The sequence below is a fragment of the Anaerovibrio lipolyticus genome (genome assembly GCF_021531495.1).
Classification (GTDB): Bacteria; Bacillota; Negativicutes; order Selenomonadales; family Selenomonadaceae; genus Anaerovibrio.
This window is the reverse complement of sequence record NZ_JADYTY010000037.1, coordinates 1-16495: the sequence shown is the minus strand read 5'-3', so window position 1 is coordinate 16495 and position 16495 is coordinate 1. Positions and strand designations below refer to the sequence as shown.

The window sequence follows — 16495 nt, the reverse complement described above, 5'->3', positions numbered from 1 at the left end:
TCGGTAGCTCAGTTGGTAGAGCAGGGGACTGAAAATCCCCGTGTCAGTGGTTCGATTCCGCTCTGAGGCACCACTAATTTTTTCAGAGTCCATGATAGGGACTCTTTTTTTGTATCTAGTAGTTTTGCAAAATTAATGTAAAACTATTGATGTAAGGCTTTTGAGGTTAATGTTAGAAAGGAAAGAAAAATGTCACAATTTACAGATATGTTTTTGCAGTTTATTGATAGCTGGGGTTATTATGCTGTAGCCATTCTAATGGGGTTGGAGAATGCCTGCATACCTATTCCCAGTGAGTTGATTCTTGGCTTTGCCGGCTATATGATTTTTGCTGGCCGCATGACCTTTACTATGGCTATGGTAGCCGGTATGGTTGGCGGTATATTAGGCTCCGCTTTTGCTTATGCTGTAGGCCACTATGGCGGACGTCCCTTTGTGGACAAATACGGCAAATATTTCTTTGTCAAAAAATCCCATGTAGATATTGCCCAGAACTGGTTTGATAAATACGGTATCAAGGCGGTGTTCTTTAGTCGTATGCTGCCAGTAGTGCGTACTTTCATTTCTCTGCCAGCTGGCTTTGCTCATGTGGATATGAAGAAATTTTTTATCTATACCTTCTTGGGTTCTTTGCCTTGGACAGCTTTGATTTTGGTTATCGGTATGATGCTGGGTGAAGGCTGGAAAGTTATGATGGAGGTAGGCCACGAAATCAGCTTGGCATTTGCTGTTATTCTGGTGGTAATCTGCTTGGTATTGTATTGGCAGTGCAAAAAGAAAAAATCTGCAAAATAAAAATCGGGGATCATGGCAGGATGAAGTGCCGTGGTCCCCGTTTTTTATTTTATTTATCAAAAAATTCATTTTCTACGGCAATGCAAAGCATATGGTAGATTGGCAGATGCAGCTCCTGAATCTTGTAGGTTTCCATTTCTGGCGCAGCAATAACAATATCGCAGAGATTCTGCATACGGCAATGACGGTTGCCAATGAGACCAATGGTTTTGGTGCCCAAGGTTTTGGCCATCTGAATGGCATAGATTACATTAGCAGAATTGCCAGAGGTGCTAATGCCGATGAAAATATCCTCTGGGCGGGCCAAACCCAGTACCTGCTGAGCCATAGCCAGATCTGGAGCCTGATCATTGGCAAATGCACTGTTCAGAGCCACAGCATTCATTAGAGAAATAGCAGGCAAAGGCATCTGGAGATTATCCCGGAGATAATCTGCCTCGTTAGGACAGACAGCCTGCATTTTGGCATATAATTCATCTGTAACAGGGCGTTTTTTGACAAAGCCCTTCATCAGCTCGCCTACAATATGCTCAGAATCAGAGGCACTGCCACCGTTACCGCAGACAATCAGCTTGCCACCCTGACGATAGCTTTCTATAATAGCCTCTACAGCCTGGGTAAGGCTCTGACGGCATACATTGAGAGCAGGATAGCGCTCAATGAGATAATCAATCTTTGCACTGGTAGTATCCTTCATATGGATCATTCCTTTCTTGGGACAGATGGTATGATGTATAATATTATTTTATTATTCGCTGACAATATTATACAAAAAATCCTTTAATGTAGCAATGAAAACAATTAACAGCCCATTTGAATCAATTGCAATTTGTTATGCCTTATGGTATAATGTAAAAAGTCAAAAAGTTGAATTTAACAGAAATGAGGATGAACATATGTCACAGAGAATGACTTTAAACGAAGTAATTAGTGAATACGGTGTCCCACAAATCAAATTGGATATACATGCCAAGGGCAGTGAGTGCAAAGAGCTGCGGAAGAAGCTGATGGATATTGTGAAGCTTAGCGGTGCCAAGGAGCAGGGATATTTGGATATTGACTGCAAGCTGTATATTGACGTGGACGATATTGATAGATATTTGTCAGGTGAGTTGGACACATTGGGAGAGATTTATGCTTTCCCTGAGGATATTAAGTCATATAGAGAGGAATAAGTAAATGAAGCTAAAGAAAATAGGTGTAATGCTGGTGGCGGCAGCCTTTGTAGTTTCGGCAGGAGCAGGTACTGCAGATGCGGCCAAAGGCGGCGGTAGGATTTCTGTGCCAAAGGTTTCTGCTCCGAAGGCATCAACCCCAAAGGCAGCTAAGCCAGAGACATCTACCAAGAAGGAAGGTCCTAATAACAAGGAGTATGCACCATCTAAGAAGGCTGACCAGTATAAGGAAAATGCTCCGGCAGCCAAGTCTAATACTAATGCAGCAAGCAATGCAGCAGCTAACGCTCAGAAGAGCACCGGCTGGGGCAGTGCTATGAGAACTATGGGTATGCTGGCTGGTGGTATGCTGCTGGGCAGTATGCTAAGCCATCTCTTTGGTTTTGGCGGTGCAGGCCTTTTTGCAGATATTATGGGCTTGGTAATGAATTTGGTTATTATTGCTGCCATTATCTGCCTGTTGAATTTTGTTGTTCGTCGGTTTATTTTGGGCAGACTGAACAAAAGCAATCAGGCAAGAATGGAGTCACGGCCAAATAACTCTGTAAGAGATAGGTATGTAGAGGAAAATCCAGTACAGGATATTAAGGCAGAGACTATTGAGGCTGAGCCAATTCAGGATATTAAGCCACCATCTGGCAGTAAGACTCAGATGTCTGGCGCAGGACGGGATTACGAGGCTCACAGCACTGCTGAAAGATACCGTAATATGTAAAAGAAAAAGACTGTCACTGTGGTGATGATGAAGCAGGCCTGTTAGCATCAGGATTATCTGGTGCTAGCAAGTCTGGTTATCACAGCAGAGACAGTCTATTTTTGTGTTTATTTGGCAGCAGAAATGATTTTTTGCAGTTCTCGCACTTGATTGAGATGGGTTTCATAGTCCAGGTCATTGGCATCATACTGCATACGCTTTTTTAATTCATCAATTCGAGCCTGCAATTTGGCACGAACTTCGGGATTCAAGGCCATGTGGCACCTCCTTTACAAATCAGAATTTTCTTTTAAATACATTATCGCAAATTAGCTGATAGGTGGCAAATAATTTAACAAAAATCTCCCCATAGGCTTAGAGGTGAAAGCTAACCTATGGGGAGGTTGGAATTTTATTGTGTATATACTAAATAAGGGAGTTAGTGGGGATTATTAATCAGTAAAGAGGGAGGTGGATAGATAACGGTCACCAGTATCTGGCAGCAGGGCAACAATGGTCTTGCCTTTGTTCTCTGGGCGCTGTGCCAGCTGAATAGCTGCGGTGAGAGCTGCACCAGAGGAAATACCTACCAGTACACCCTCGGCTCTAGCAAACTGACGACCATATTTGAAAGCATCCTCGTTATCAATAGGGAGAATCTCATCATAAATCTTGGTGTTCAGGGTTTCGGGTACGAAGCCTGCACCAATGCCCTGAATCTTGTGCGGGCCAGCAGTTCCCTTGCTGAGAACAGGGGAGGTAGCTGGTTCTACGGCAATAATCTTTATATCAGGGTTCTGACTCTTGAGATATTCACCTACACCGCTAAGGGTTCCGCCAGTACCTACACCAGCAATAAAGAAATCAATTTTGCCATCGGCATCTTCCCAGATTTCAGGGCCGGTAGTAGCCTTGTGAACAGCTGGGTTAGCAGGGTTGGTAAACTGGGATGGAATGTAAGCATGAGGAATGGTGGCTGCCAGCTCCTCAGCCTTGGCAATAGCACCCTTCATGCCCTTGGCACCATCGGTGAGAACAATCTCTGCACCATAGGCCTTCAGCAGGTTGCGGCGCTCCACAGACATAGTCTCTGGCATGGTCAGGATAGCTCTGTAGCCTCTAGCAGCTGCAACGCTGGCCAAGCCAATACCGGTATTGCCACTGGTAGGTTCAATGATAACGGAATCCTTGGTAAGCTTGCCCTCGGCCTCAGCCTTTTCAATCATCCCCTTGGCAATACGATCCTTGACACTGCCAGCTGGGTTGAAGTATTCCAGCTTTACCAGAATATCTGCCTGCAGATTATTGGCCTTGATGAAATTGTTGGCCTTCAGCAGTGGGGTATGACCGATAAGCTCTGTAACACTATTATATACCTTTGACATATGACGCATCTCCTTTATATTCATGTGAAATTCTTAAACATATATGATTGATATGCTTACATGATAATAGATAATTCATATTTTGTCAATAGGTGAAATATATTTTTTGCAAAACATATTAATTCGCTATGATATATTGATTTTATATGAAAAATTTGTTATAGTATAGTTACGAGAGTATTTAGGAAAGGAAGTTGAAAAAATGCGTATTTCTGCCAAAGGGCGGTATGGACTGGCAGCTATGGTGCATTTGGCACTGAACTATAGCGGCGGCAACCCTATAACAATTATAAGTATTTCTGAGAAAATGGGGATTTCCAAGATTTATCTGGAGCAGGTTTTTGCCCTGCTAAAGCGGGGAGGGCTGGTATTATCCCTAAAGGGCTCTCAGGGAGGCTATCAGCTGGCTAGGGAGCCAAAGCTGATTACCGCCTATCATATTCTTTCTGCTATTGAAACCTCTATGATGGAGCCAGCAGATAAGACAGTGGCCGAGACTCAGCCTCAGCTTGAGGATGCTTTGCAGGAAATGGTATTTACTAATGTGGACAAGGCTATCCGGGATGCTCTTTCCAGCGTAACCTTAGCTGATATTATGCAAAATATCGAGACTAAAACCTCAGAGCAGTTAATGTATTTTATCTAAGGATATCGAAACAGCATTATTTAATAAAACACCCATCAGTTAGTTGAAAAAACTACTGATGGGTATTTTTATTGGTGGGTTTTAGCGAGTAAATAATGCAATAAAATACTGCCCCCACTAGGAGAGCAGTATTAGTATGTATTAGATTGGGTTAATGTCTGGTATTAAGCGAAGATTGGCTCTACGGCAGCAGCCAGCTCGTCTTTCTGAGCCTGTGCCTCGGCCAAATCCTTGCCCAGGGTGGTGAAGTATGCCTTGATTTTTGGTTCGGTGCCAGATGGGCGAATAATAACTGTAGCGCCGTTTTCCAGCTCATAGAGAAGCACATTAGCTGGTGGCAGGCCGGTTTCTTCGGATTTTTTGAAGTCAACAGCCTTGGTAATCTTGTGAGCACCAATAGCAGCAGGCGGCTCCTGGCGAAGCTTAGTCATAATGCCAGCCATTTTGTCCATACCGCTAAGACCTGGGAATTCAAAGCTGTCGGTTTTGTTGAAATAACGGCCATACTGGCTGTAGATTTCCTCCAGACGCTGTTTGATGCTGGAGCCATTAGCTCTGTAGTAGGCAGCCATTTCACAAATCAGCATGGAGGCTACAACAGCGTCCTTGTCCCGGACATAGGAGCCTGCCAGATAGCCATAACTTTCCTCAAAGCCAAAGATAAACCGATCCTCCTGATGGTTTTTCTCCAGGTTGAGAATCTGGTCTCCAATCCACTTGAAGCCGGTGAGAACACTGCGCAGCTCTACATTGTAATGCTTGGCAATGGCCTTGGCCAATGGGGTGGATACCAGAGACATAACAGCAACAGGATCCTTTGGCATAGTGCCCTTTTCAATACGGCCGGCGCAGATATAATCAAGGAGCAGGGCACCCATTTCATTACCAGTTACCAGCTCATAGGTGCCGTCAGGACACTTCATGGCAATACCTACCCGGTCTGCATCAGGATCTGTAGCCAGCATCAAATCTGCATCACATTCCTTGGCCAGCTTCAAGCCAGACTCCAGAGCAGCGTAAATTTCTGGATTTGGATAGCTGCAGGTAGTGAAATAACCATTTGGATATTCCTGCTCTGGTACAATGGTAATATCAGTAATACCGATATCTTTAAGTACCTGAGTAACAGGCACCAGACCGGAGCCGTTAAGTGGGCTGTATACCAGCTTCAGACCGGAGGTAGCAGCCAGGCCTGGGCGCACCTGACAGGCCTCAATAGCCTCATAGAAAGCCTTCTTGCAGTCATCCCCTACAAAGCGAATCAGGCCATCCTCAACGCCCTGAGCAAAGGATATCTGCTGCGCACCATTGAGGACATCAATCTTCTGGATTTCGTTATATACCACATCGGCAGCCTGGTCAGGCATCTGGCAGCCATCTGGGCCGTAGGCCTTGTAGCCATTATATTTGGCTGGGTTGTGGGAGGCTGTTACCATAATACCTGCATTACAGTTGTAGTATCTGGTGGCAAAGGAAAGAGCTGGTACAGGCATAGCAGCATCATAGATGCGTACTTTGATGCCATTGGCAGCCAATACCCCGGCAGCTGTCTTGGAGAAAACATCGCTCTTAAGACGAGTGTCAAAGCTGATGGCTACAGTCTGAGTGCCACCCTGAGTTTTTACCCAGTTGGCCAAGCCCTGTGTAGCCTGAGCTACTACATAGATATTCATGCGATTAGTACCAGCGCCTAGAACGCCTCTCAGTCCGGCAGTACCAAATTGCAGGGAAACAGCAAATCTATCCTTGATTTCCTCATCATTGCCCTGAATTTTTCTCAATTCAGGAGACAGGTCAGCATCCTGTAAATCCGCAGCCAGCCAGCGCTGATATTCTTCATTATACATATATATTCCTCCTCAGTTGTCAAAAGACAGATAATCATAATTTACTATATACATATTAATTCGCACTAAATGCCAAAAATCCTGCCTGTAAATAAAAATACAGACAGGATTTTTAAAATTTTTATTGCATTTTGGAAAGATTGTCGAAACGGGTATATTCCTTTTTGAAATACAGCTTTACCGTATCCACCGGACCATTACGATGCTTGGCAATAATAACCTCGGTAATGTTTTGATTGGTTGTCTGAGGATCATAGTAATCCTCACGATAAAGGAACATAACAATATCCGCATCCTGCTCCAAGGAGCCGGATTCTCTCAGGTCACTCAGCATTGGTTTTTTGACTTGACGGTTTTCCACGCTTCGGCTGAGCTGGGACAGGGCAATAATCGGCACGTTCAGCTCTCTGGCCAAGGCCTTTAGGGAGCGGGAAATCTCTGCAATCTCAGCCTGTCGATTATCACCGCTGTTTTTGGTGTTGTTGCCCTGCATCAACTGCAGGTAGTCAATGATAATCAAATCCAGACCATGCTGAGATTTCAGCCGTCTGGCCTTGGAACGAAGCTCGTTAATCTGGATACCAGCAGTATCATCAATATAGAGGGGGGCTTTGCCAATGATTTCACCCATGCCAATCAGGCGATTCCATTCCTCGTTGGTCAGCTCACCAACTCGGGCTTTCTGGGAGTCCAGACTAGCTTCGGAGCAAAGCATTCTCTGCATAAGCTGGTTTTTGGACATTTCCAAGGAAAAGAAGGCTACCGTCTTTTTGGCTCTAATGGCCACATTGGCGGCAATATTCAGAGTAAAGGCGGTTTTACCCATACTTGGGCGGGCAGCTACCAGAATCAAATCTGATGGCTGCAGGCCAGAGGTAAGATTGTCCAAATCCGTAAAATCTGTAGGAATACCGGTTAAGCCACCATGAGCCTCATATACAGTATTAATCTTATCAATGGTGGAAAGTACAATATCTCCAATAGGGGTAAAATCGCTGGTATTCTGATGGCTGGCGGCCTCCATAATCCGCTTTTCGGATTTGTCCAAAATGGTAGGCACATCATCCTCCCCATCATAAACCATAGCTGTAATATCGCTGGCGGCATTTAGAAGATTGCGCAAATCAGCTTTTTCCCGCACGATTTTAGCATAGTAGGGCACGCTGGAGGCAGAAGGAACTGCGTTGGCCAGACCTGCAATAAAAGCAGGGCCACCGGCCTTTTCCAGCAGATTTTCCTTGGATAGCTGCTCTGACAGAGTAACAATATCCACAGGAATATTATCCCTAAAAAGCCCCTTCATGGTGTTAAAGATAATCCTATGGGCTTCTCGGTAGAAATCCTCGGTTTTCAGCATTTCCACAGCATCTGCCACCGCAGAGGCCTTGGACATCATGGAGCCAAGCACAGCCTGCTCGGCTTCAATATTATTAGGGGGAGCCAGCTTTATGAGATCATCCTGTGTGGGCATATTACTCCTCCTTTTCCATTAAAAGCTCTAAAGCCTCCTGGGCTGTATCAACAGGATAGATTTCCAGTCCTAGATGATGAGCTGGAATATCTTTGGCATTTTCCTGTGGGATAATCAGGCGGGATATGCCTGCCTGACGAGCGCCATAGGCCTTTTCAAAAACACCGCCTACAGGCCTTACCTTGCCCTGGAGAGAAATTTCTCCGGTTATGGCTGTATCCTGACGGATGGCCTTGTCTGTAATAGCGGAGATGATAGCTGTTAAAATCGCTGTGCCTGCACTAGGGCCGTCAATATTGCCCCCGCCAATGACATTGATGTGCAAATCATAGTCATGTATATCCTGACCAGTTAATTTTCGCACTACAGAAGCTGCATTGAAAACGGAATCCTTAGCCATAGAGCCGGCTGTTTCGTTAAAGCGAACGGTGCCCTTGCCTTTTTCATGGGCAGGGAAGGCTATGGCCTCAATTTCAATAACAGAGCCAAGGTAGCCAGCTACACCTAGGCCAAAGACATGGCCTACCTGGCCTTTATCAGAAGCTTTTTTGGTTACATAAGGGCTGAGACGGCTTACCTGTGCCACCTTGTAAATATCCTCCTTGGTGATTAGTATCATAGGAAGATTGGTTTTCTGTTCCTCATTATTGGAGTCGGTATTGTCCTTTTCCTCTGCTTCATCTGACAGGTCAGAATATGTATTCTGCTCATAACGCTCCAAGGCCAAGCTGTAGGCATCAGCCAGAATATTAATAGCCTTGCGGCCCTCAATGGTATATTCACTGATAAGGTCTGCTGCTCCTTCTGCCAACTGGGCATTGAGTCGCTGAACAGCATTATTGACAATGGTTTGAATATGCTCTGGTGTTAGAGGCTCAAAATAAATCTCAGCACAACGGGAGCGAAGGGCTGGATTAATGGAGGAGGCATCTCTGGTGGTGGCACCTATGAGCACGAAATCTGCCGGAGCACCTTCTTCAAAGAGCTTCCGAATATAAGCCGGCACCTTTTCATCCGTAGGATCATAGTAGGCGGATTCAAAGAAGGCCCGCTTGTCCTCCAATACCTTTAGCAGTTTGTTCTGCAGGGTAGTATCCATTTCCCCAATTTCATCTATAAAGAGGATACCGCCGTGGGCATCTGTAACCAGTCCTGGTTTTGGTTCTGGCACACCGGTATCTGCCAAATCCCGACGGGCGCCCTGATAAATTGGATCATGGACGGAGCCTAGGAGAGGATTGGTCAAATCCCTTGGATCCCAGCGCAGGGTAGTGCCATCGGTTTCCACAAAGGGAGCCTCTGGCCCAAAGGGGGAAAGTTTTCTCTTTGTGGCGGCCTCCAGCACCAATCTGGCGGCGGTGGTTTTGCCCACTCCCGGAGGGCCGTATAAAATCAAATGTTGAGGATAGGGGGAGCTAAGCTTGGCTAAAAGGGAAGCTACAGCTCTTTCCTGTCCCACAATATCCGTCAGAGTCTTGGGACGCAGCAGCTCCATAACAGACTGAGTCAGGCTGATTTGATCCATAGCCTCCAGCTTCTGGCGCTTTTGCTGTTCCATAGGAGTTTCGCCGGCTTTTTCCTCCTGCAATACCTGCCGGCGGATATCCTGTACATAATCCTGATGGTTTTCCTCCAGACGGTCAGCTACTTTTTGCTCCAAATCTGCCTCTAGACTGCGGCGAGCCAAAATATCCGACATTTTTTCTGTCAGGCTATCCAGTATAGCAGGTATTTCCTTTTCTGTTGGTGGTTTTGTTAGAGTAGGGTTCTCAAAAATAATCTTCTGTAAAGCAAGAACCCGCTCTCCCTTTTCAGGAGAGCGGACCAGATGCAGGGCATCCATTTTGCCTGCCTTGATGACTAATTTGTCTGAACCATAATAATCCACCAGCAATGTGAAAAGCATATCAATTTTTCTATCCAGCTCATCCTTGGGAGCCATTTCAGCCAGGCTATCCTGAGGAGGCTGGAGCTGTTGATTATCCTTTTTCCCCTTGGAATTGTCCAAGCGGAAAAATCTGGTAAAGAAATTGTTCATTAGTTTGCTGTAACCTCAACCTTTATGGTAGTAGTAATCTCTGGGTGTACCTTGATAACGGCTTCGTAAAGACCAGGGCCGGTAACTTCGCCCTTAATGGAGATTTTGCGCTTGTCAATTTCAATATTATGCTGCTTTTTCAGCATATCGGAAACATCCTTACCGGTAACGGAGCCGAAGAGACGGCCGTTAGCACCAACCTTTACCGGAATCTTTACGGTAATCTTGGTGAGCTGGGCAGCCATGAGCTTGGCCTCATCAGTGTCCTGAGCCTTTTTGCGAGCAGCAGAGCCAGCCTTGGCATTGGCCACATTCAGATTGGCAGCAGTAGCCTCCTGAGCGTATTTCTTTGGCAGCAGGAAGTTGCGGCCGTAGCCCTCGGAAACCTCTACAATATCACCTTTGTTACCAACTTTTTTAACGTCCTGTAGCAGTATTACTTTCATTTTTATCATTCTCCTCTATAAATAATTGAGTTGCTGTTATAACATCTTCGAATACGGTGTCAATATCACTATTGACTATTTGGGCACCAGCTACATTCTGATGACCGCCGCCACCAAATTGTTCCATGATTACCTGCACATTAATGGTGCCTGTGGATCTGGCACTAATGCCAATAACATCCGGGGTAAGCTGGAATACCACCATGCTTACTCGCACATCCTCTATTCGCAGCATGGAATCTGCCACCTGGGCGGCAATAACCTGAATATTAGGCAAAGGCTCTCGGCACATGGTAATAATCAAGCCACCAGGCAGCATACGGGCCTGTGCTTTGGCCTGTGCCTTGGCCTGTTCCGTTTCAAAATCTGAACGGAACATCTGTCGAACAGATACCGGATCAGCCCCACAGCGGCGGAGATAGGCTGCTGCATCAAAGGTACGGACACCGGTCTGCACGGCAAAATTCTTGGTGTCTACCAAAATGCCAGCATAAAGGGCTGTAGCCTCCATGCGAGGCAGGGTTAAATCATCACTAAAATAGATAAGCAGCTCTGTAACCAACTCACTGGTGGAGCTGGTGGCTGGCTCGCTATAGGTAAGCCGGGCATTCTTAATAAAATTGGAGCTGCGGCGATGATGGTCAATAACTACAACATCCTTGATACGCTCCAAAAGCTCCGGAGAGGCTGTCAGATGGGGGATATGAGTATCCACCACAAAGAGCAATGGCCGTTCCGCTGTAATATTGATAAGCTTGTTGGCGGGCAGGAATAATTCGCTGTAGCCCTCCTTGGTTTTGAGAGTTTCTGTAAATTTGCTAATGCCTGTATTAAACTCACTAAGAATAATATGGACAGGCTTTTTCAGATATTTTGCCATACGAGAAACACCGATAGCTGCGCCTAGGGAATCAAAGTCTTCATTCTGGTGTCCCATAATAAATACCTCATCAGATTCCTGAATCAGTTCATAGATGGAATTGGAAATGATTCTGGCTTTGACTCTGGTGTATTTTTCTACCGCATTGGTTTTACCACCATAAAACTCAGTTTTGCCCCGTTTCAGCACGGCTACCTGGTCACCGCCACGGCTGAGAGCCATTTCCAGCATGGAATAGGCTTTGCCGCCTAGCTGATTCAGATTTTGACGGTCGGCTACAGCCACACCGATGCTGAGGGTTACGGAGAGATGCCGTACAGGGTTCTGAAGATTTCGTACCTTGTCCAGAATATCAAACTTTTCCTCCATTGCTGTATCCAGATTGCGTTTTTCCATAACGGCTACATACAAATCCTCGGATACCTTGCGAAGGAAGCCCTCCAGATGGTTCATCCAATCCGTAATGGCCTTGTTGGTTTCGAAAATCAGGCTGTTCTGCTCTGTATCATTCAAGCCCTGCAATACATCATTAAAGTTATCAATCTGAATATACATCAGGGTAGTTCTGGAATCTGCATGAATGTTTTTGAGAATTTCCAGGGCAGAATTGTCCTGAATGTACAGTGCCAGCATGCCACAAGGGTTTTCCTTGGTGGAAACAGGCCTATGGATAACCTGATAGTGAATGTTCTCATGGACAAAAACAGTTTTGCCATTGCGGCCCCACAGAGGCTCCAAATCCAGCTCTGGCCAGAAATCTGCCATGGCAATATTGTAGGTAGGCTCTATGTTGATATGCTTCTCCAGCTCCTTGTTGAACCACTGGATACGGCCCTCTTTATCCACCAGAATAATCACCTGGGGCAGTTTTTTCAAAGCGTAATTGGCGGCGGAGTTTACATTGCTAATAACTGTATGACAGTAGTGTTCAAACTCCTCGCTGCGGCAAAGACAGCGCTCTCGGCCAAAAAACAGCAGACAGAGCCATACAAGCCCAGCTCCTAGGCCAATAAATAAATTGTAATAAGTTAGTATACCTGTAAGAATAAGTGCCGCAAACAGGATAAAGCAGATATCCAGCCAGGCATTTAGATTACGTGGCATAATATTACCTCTTGGTTTCTTCCTAAATAATTGTTAGCGGGAAAATCTCCGGCGATAGTCCAACAGAATGTCAAAAAGTCCGAAGATGGATACAAGCTGAGAAATAGTACCGTTAACGAAAACAAAGACGATGATCATCCAGAATATCCAGCGGCTAAGACGGTTTCTGGTAAGCTTGCTGAGAACAGCAGTACCTTGAATAAAGCCCGCCAAGGTACATAATACATAGGCATTCAGAGAAGCCTGCTGGAGAAGCTCAATCTCCCGGGTACTGCCCCAATAAAGGCCTACCAATGCAAACCCAAAGATATAAAGCAGAGCCTTGGGGAGATGCCAATCATCCAAATCAGGCAGTGTGGTTACACTGTGTCCTAGACGGCGCAGTACCTTGCCACCCACAGCAAAATTCAGCCAAGCTGTCAGCATACCGCTAAGGAGCAGAACCACTGGCAAAAGCATGGTAATGTAGTCCATAGACTGCATAAATTCATCCTTGGTGCGCTGCAGTTCATCAGGATCCATGTCTACAGCTTCATAAAGCTGGAAGGCCGCACCAGCGGATTCCTTCATGGCACTAATCTGTTCGGACATAGCCAGTGGATTGATACCAGTTAGGGCCAGAGTCAGGGCAGAGGTAAGAAAAACACCGGCCAGGGAGGCCACCAAGCCATAGAGCAAGATACGGGATGCCGTCAAGCCTTGACGGAAGCCGTAGCCTAGAGCCAGACTGGTGGGGCCAAAGGCGGCTGCCATATGTACCGCACTTACAGGAGAGATACAGGCAGACATAATAACGCTGGCTGCAGCAATGCTTAACAGGCCATATTTCATGCCATGACGGACAATCAGCACAATTATGGGTAAGGGCCACAGCATGGTGGCGGCAATGCCCATAATAGGCATATATACTGCAATTAATGCCATAATAACCGTAATTGCCACCAAAAGGCCACTTTCCGTGGTTGATTTGACGGTAAAGCTACGCATATAAAATTTACTCCTTTGTATTGTTTAGTATCTCATTATATCACTTTTTCATAAATCTGACTAGTACACACAGTTTGGAGACTGTGCCTATCTGTTTTGTCATGGGCAGGAAAGAGTGTATAGATGGTCAGCTTTGGGCAGTCGAGTTAATAAATTAATTAGCTTCATGGACAGGCTGATTGTATACGGTGCGAATAGGGAAAGGAATTTCGATGCCCTCCTGACGGTAACGCTTGGTGAGAGCCTTGATAAATTCATGCTTTAGCTTGAACTGATCCGCAAATTTGCTGCAATGGAGCACCACATTGAAATCAATGCTGCTTTCATTAAAGGTGTGGAAAAATACCCCTGGTTTTTTGGTAACAGTATTGTCAACTTTTTGCGTAATCTCCCAAGCTACCTCCAAGGTAACCTGCTCCACAAAATCTAAATCACTGTCATAGGCAACGCCGCAGGGAACCTTGATGGTCATATCCGGCTCTGGCATACAGTAATTGGTAATAATGGCGCTGGAGATTTTTTGATTTGGTACGACTACAGCGTTGCCAGAGGTGGCAATAATGGTGGTAAAACGCCAGGTAATATCTGCCACCCGGCCCTCTTCTCCAGTGCTGAGACGGACATAATCATCAATGCTTAGCTGCTTGGACATCAGCAGGTAGATACCGGCACAGATATTGGCCAAGGTTTCCTGCAAACCAAGGGCGATGGCCATACCACCAATACCCATAGCAGTTAGCAATGGGGCAATGGAAATTCCCATGGAGCTGAGAATCAGCAAAATACCCATAGCGTAGATTACTACATTAATAATATTTGGCAACAGGCTGGTTTGAGGAATATTTTTGTTTCGCTGGGCACAAAGCTCAATAAAGCCAGTGGCGGCTCTAGCCATAACCTGAAATAGGGTAAAGCTTAGCCAAGCGGAAAGTATGTAGGAAAACAAATTGGCGGCAGCCCAATTAATATTGGTGGAATTAATCAGCCAATAAAGAGTCATACCTACAATCCAGGCTCTAGGCAGGCCTCGGGCGGATTTCAAAATAATATAGCGAATGGAAATCTCATCTTCATCAAAATGTCTTTCCAGCCAGCTGGCAATCAGGCTGTTAATAAATTGGCCGATACATAGAGCAGCCAAGAAGATACAGCCGGGAATAAAAAGCATATCCCAGATTTCTTCCGGGGTAATATTTTTCATGGTGCTGACAAATTCGTAAATATTAAAGGATTCGTTCATACATTTATCGCCTCCTATAGCAATAATTTTACATTTAATTACTCATACTATGTTTGCTATATTATAACCTTTATATTATGGAAAGTAAATGTTAGCAGGTATTAGCCTATGCACTTTCCCCTGTTCAGATAGTATTTTTCCTCATTTTAGTATTGAATTTTGTTAAAAGTTGTGATATGCTAACGCGTGGCAGTTGATTTGACTGTCACGGCTTGGATTCCCATGAACCGAGACCGGAAACCTTATAAACTTTGTCTGTGCTGGTATTTTTATGCCCAAAAGTCGCAGGCATGGCTAAGTGTATCTGCGTTTCCTGGTAGGCATTCAGGAAACGCTTTATTTTTCCTCAGACAGAGCTAGCTGTCTGCTTGTTACAAGGAGAGGATAATTATGAAAATTTTGCGTACAGTTGCCCAGATTACAGAGTTTGCCAAGGCTGCCCAGCAGGCAGGCAAGGTTATTGGCCTGGTGCCTACTATGGGTGCCCTCCATGAAGGTCATCTTACTCTGATGCGTACCGCCAAGGCTAAATGTGATGTGGTGATTGCCTCTGTATTTGTAAACCCTGTACAGTTTGGCCCTAATGAGGACTATGATGCATATCCTCGCCGTTTTGAAGAGGATTGCCGCAAGCTGGAGTCTGTAGGTGTGGATGCGGTATTTCATCCAGAGCCTGCTGAAATGTACCCAGAGGGTTATGGCACCTATGTTAATGTAGAATCTGCCTTTACTGGTAAGCTTTGCGGTGGTCAGCGTCCTGGTCATTTCCGTGGTGTAGCTACTGTAGTTACCAAGCTGATGAATCTCAGTCGTGCTCAGGAGGCATTTTTCGGTCAGAAGGATGCTCAGCAGGTACTGGTTATCAAACGCTTTGTGAAGGATTTGAACATTCAGGTGAATGTAAATATGGTACCTATTGTCCGTGAGGAATCCGGCTTGGCTAGAAGCTCCCGCAATGCTTATTTGTCCCCAGAAGAAAAGCAGGCAGCCCTGGTGTTGTCCAGAAGCTTGAAGAAAGCTGAAGAGGCCTACAAGACTGGGGAAACCTCTGTAGATGCCTTGAAAAATATTGTCCGCAATGAAATTGCTACAGAGCCTATGGCTGTAATTGATTATGTAGAGCTATACAGCTTTGATGAATTAAAGGAAATTTCTCAGGTTAAGGGGGAAAGCCTGCTGGCTATTGCTGTTAAAATCGGCAAAACCCGCCTGATTGACAATATTATTATCGGTTGCTAAAAGCTGTCCATCTTTGTTCAGCTGTCCTGTATTCAGAAAGGAAAAAACAATGATACTGAATCTGCTAAAGTCCAAAATTCACTGCGCCACTGTTACGGAAGCCAATTTGAAGTATATGGGCAGCATTACTATTGATGAAGCCCTGATGGAAGCTGCCCACATCCTGCCTAATGAGCGAGTACAGGTAGTTAACAACAACAATGGTGCCCGTCTGGAAACCTATGTTATTCCAGGTCCTCGCAATTCCGGCGTTATCTGCCTCAACGGCTCTGCTGCCCGCATGGTACAGCCAGAGGATATAGTTATCATCATGGCCTATGCTTTCTTTGATGAGAAGGAAGCTGCTGCCTACAAGCCAACTGTAGTTATGGTGGATGAAAAGAATGCCGTGAAGGAAATCCGCTCCATTGAATATCATGGCCAGGTGGATTAAAAACAAATAAAAAAAGCTGTCTGCGGAATATATGCAGGCAGCTTCAGACCGTAGACAAATATGGCAGCGAGTTATCCACACTCGCTGCCATATTTTTGCCTTATAAAGTAATCTG

Annotated in this window: 16 protein-coding genes; 6 read left to right on the top strand and 10 right to left on the bottom strand. The window is 45.4% G+C overall.

Annotated elements, in window-relative coordinates:
* Positions 1 to 189: 189 nt before the first annotated feature.
* Complete coding sequence (locus tag I6E26_RS09985; protein WP_235321716.1) at positions 190 to 795, top strand: DedA family protein; 606 nt, start codon at positions 190 to 192, stop codon at positions 793 to 795.
* A gap of 49 nt (positions 796 to 844) precedes the next feature.
* Here the strand turns inward: I6E26_RS09985 and I6E26_RS09980 are convergent, their stop codons facing one another.
* Positions 845 to 1492 carry a D-sedoheptulose-7-phosphate isomerase gene (locus I6E26_RS09980; RefSeq protein ID WP_235321715.1) on the bottom strand — a complete coding sequence of 216 codons (648 nt, stop codon included), beginning with the start codon at positions 1490 to 1492 and terminating at the stop codon, positions 845 to 847.
* A gap of 199 nt (positions 1493 to 1691) precedes the next feature.
* Between I6E26_RS09980 and I6E26_RS09975 the strand changes: the two genes are divergently transcribed.
* Positions 1692 to 1970: a hypothetical protein gene (locus I6E26_RS09975; RefSeq protein ID WP_235321714.1), complete on the top strand. Its 279-nt coding sequence runs from the start codon at positions 1692 to 1694 to the stop codon at positions 1968 to 1970.
* 4 nt (positions 1971 to 1974) lie between these two features.
* On the top strand, positions 1975 to 2685 hold the full coding sequence (locus I6E26_RS09970) for a hypothetical protein (protein WP_235321713.1): 711 nt from the start codon (positions 1975 to 1977) through the stop codon (positions 2683 to 2685).
* 107 nt (positions 2686 to 2792) lie between these two features.
* Here I6E26_RS09970 and I6E26_RS09965 read toward each other — a convergent pair whose 3' ends face one another.
* Both I6E26_RS09965 and cysK read right to left on the bottom strand, forming a co-directional pair.
* Entirely contained in the window at positions 2793 to 2942 is a 150-nt protein-coding gene (locus I6E26_RS09965; protein WP_235321712.1) for an aminoglycoside phosphotransferase, read from the bottom strand.
* A gap of 174 nt (positions 2943 to 3116) precedes the next feature.
* Complete coding sequence (gene cysK / locus I6E26_RS09960; protein ID WP_235321711.1) at positions 3117 to 4049, bottom strand: cysteine synthase A; 933 nt, start codon at positions 4047 to 4049, stop codon at positions 3117 to 3119.
* Positions 4050 to 4251: 202 nt separating this feature from the next.
* Between cysK and I6E26_RS09955 the strand changes: the two genes are divergently transcribed.
* Positions 4252 to 4695, top strand: coding sequence for an RrF2 family transcriptional regulator (locus I6E26_RS09955; RefSeq protein ID WP_235321710.1), 444 nt, complete (start codon positions 4252 to 4254; stop codon positions 4693 to 4695).
* Positions 4696 to 4859: 164 nt separating this feature from the next.
* Here I6E26_RS09955 and I6E26_RS09950 read toward each other — a convergent pair whose 3' ends face one another.
* The 7 genes from I6E26_RS09950 to I6E26_RS09920 form a co-directional block, all read right to left on the bottom strand.
* The gene (locus I6E26_RS09950; RefSeq protein ID WP_235321709.1) at positions 4860 to 6542 is read right to left on the bottom strand and encodes a phospho-sugar mutase; all 1683 of its coding nucleotides are present in this window, start codon (positions 6540 to 6542) and stop codon (positions 4860 to 4862) included.
* Between the two features lie 121 nt (positions 6543 to 6663).
* Entirely contained in the window at positions 6664 to 8013 is a 1350-nt protein-coding gene (gene dnaB / locus I6E26_RS09945) for a replicative DNA helicase (protein WP_235321708.1), read from the bottom strand.
* Between the two features lies 1 nt (position 8014).
* A complete protein-coding gene (gene lonC / locus I6E26_RS09940) occupies positions 8015 to 10051 on the bottom strand; it encodes a Lon family ATP-dependent protease (RefSeq protein WP_419179924.1) in 2037 nt (678 codons plus the stop codon).
* Positions 10051 to 10497, bottom strand: coding sequence for a 50S ribosomal protein L9 (gene rplI, locus I6E26_RS09935; RefSeq protein ID WP_235321707.1), 447 nt, complete (start codon positions 10495 to 10497; stop codon positions 10051 to 10053). Before rplI ends, lonC begins: the two co-directional genes overlap by 1 nt.
* Positions 10469 to 12481 carry a DHH family phosphoesterase gene (locus I6E26_RS09930; RefSeq protein WP_235321706.1) on the bottom strand — a complete coding sequence of 671 codons (2013 nt, stop codon included), beginning with the start codon at positions 12479 to 12481 and terminating at the stop codon, positions 10469 to 10471. Before I6E26_RS09930 ends, rplI begins: the two co-directional genes overlap by 29 nt.
* A 33-nt stretch (positions 12482 to 12514) precedes the next feature.
* A complete protein-coding gene (locus I6E26_RS09925) occupies positions 12515 to 13468 on the bottom strand; it encodes a YybS family protein (protein WP_235321705.1) in 954 nt (317 codons plus the stop codon).
* 154 nt (positions 13469 to 13622) lie between these two features.
* A complete protein-coding gene (locus I6E26_RS09920) occupies positions 13623 to 14708 on the bottom strand; it encodes a mechanosensitive ion channel family protein (protein WP_235321704.1) in 1086 nt (361 codons plus the stop codon).
* Between the two features lie 390 nt (positions 14709 to 15098).
* Here I6E26_RS09920 and panC point away from each other — a divergent pair, with 390 nt between their 5' ends.
* Positions 15099 to 15947, top strand: a complete 849-nt coding sequence (panC, locus tag I6E26_RS09915) for a pantoate--beta-alanine ligase (RefSeq protein ID WP_235321703.1) — start codon at positions 15099 to 15101, stop codon at positions 15945 to 15947.
* A 49-nt stretch (positions 15948 to 15996) separates the two neighbouring features.
* Positions 15997 to 16380 carry an aspartate 1-decarboxylase gene (gene panD / locus I6E26_RS09910; RefSeq protein ID WP_235321702.1) on the top strand — a complete coding sequence of 128 codons (384 nt, stop codon included), beginning with the start codon at positions 15997 to 15999 and terminating at the stop codon, positions 16378 to 16380.
* Positions 16381 to 16495 lie beyond the last annotated feature (115 nt).

Coding starts and splice junctions, on each gene's coding strand:
- I6E26_RS09985 (WP_235321716.1), top strand. CDS start 190: ATGTCACAATTTACAGATATGTTTTTGCAGTTTATTGATAGCTGGGGT.
- I6E26_RS09980 (WP_235321715.1), bottom strand. CDS start 1,492: ATGAAGGATACTACCAGTGCAAAGATTGATTATCTCATTGAGCGCTAT.
- I6E26_RS09975 (WP_235321714.1), top strand. CDS start 1,692: ATGTCACAGAGAATGACTTTAAACGAAGTAATTAGTGAATACGGTGTC.
- I6E26_RS09970 (WP_235321713.1), top strand. CDS start 1,975: ATGAAGCTAAAGAAAATAGGTGTAATGCTGGTGGCGGCAGCCTTTGTA.
- I6E26_RS09965 (WP_235321712.1), bottom strand. CDS start 2,942: ATGGCCTTGAATCCCGAAGTTCGTGCCAAATTGCAGGCTCGAATTGAT.
- cysK (WP_235321711.1), bottom strand. CDS start 4,049: ATGTCAAAGGTATATAATAGTGTTACAGAGCTTATCGGTCATACCCCA.
- I6E26_RS09955 (WP_235321710.1), top strand. CDS start 4,252: ATGCGTATTTCTGCCAAAGGGCGGTATGGACTGGCAGCTATGGTGCAT.
- I6E26_RS09950 (WP_235321709.1), bottom strand. CDS start 6,542: ATGTATAATGAAGAATATCAGCGCTGGCTGGCTGCGGATTTACAGGAT.
- dnaB (WP_235321708.1), bottom strand. CDS start 8,013: ATGCCCACACAGGATGATCTCATAAAGCTGGCTCCCCCTAATAATATT.
- lonC (WP_419179924.1), bottom strand. CDS start 10,051: ATGAACAATTTCTTTACCAGATTTTTCCGCTTGGACAATTCCAAGGGG.
- rplI (WP_235321707.1), bottom strand. CDS start 10,497: ATGAAAGTAATACTGCTACAGGACGTTAAAAAAGTTGGTAACAAAGGT.
- I6E26_RS09930 (WP_235321706.1), bottom strand. CDS start 12,481: ATGCCACGTAATCTAAATGCCTGGCTGGATATCTGCTTTATCCTGTTT.
- I6E26_RS09925 (WP_235321705.1), bottom strand. CDS start 13,468: ATGCGTAGCTTTACCGTCAAATCAACCACGGAAAGTGGCCTTTTGGTG.
- I6E26_RS09920 (WP_235321704.1), bottom strand. CDS start 14,708: ATGAACGAATCCTTTAATATTTACGAATTTGTCAGCACCATGAAAAAT.
- panC (WP_235321703.1), top strand. CDS start 15,099: ATGAAAATTTTGCGTACAGTTGCCCAGATTACAGAGTTTGCCAAGGCT.
- panD (WP_235321702.1), top strand. CDS start 15,997: ATGATACTGAATCTGCTAAAGTCCAAAATTCACTGCGCCACTGTTACG.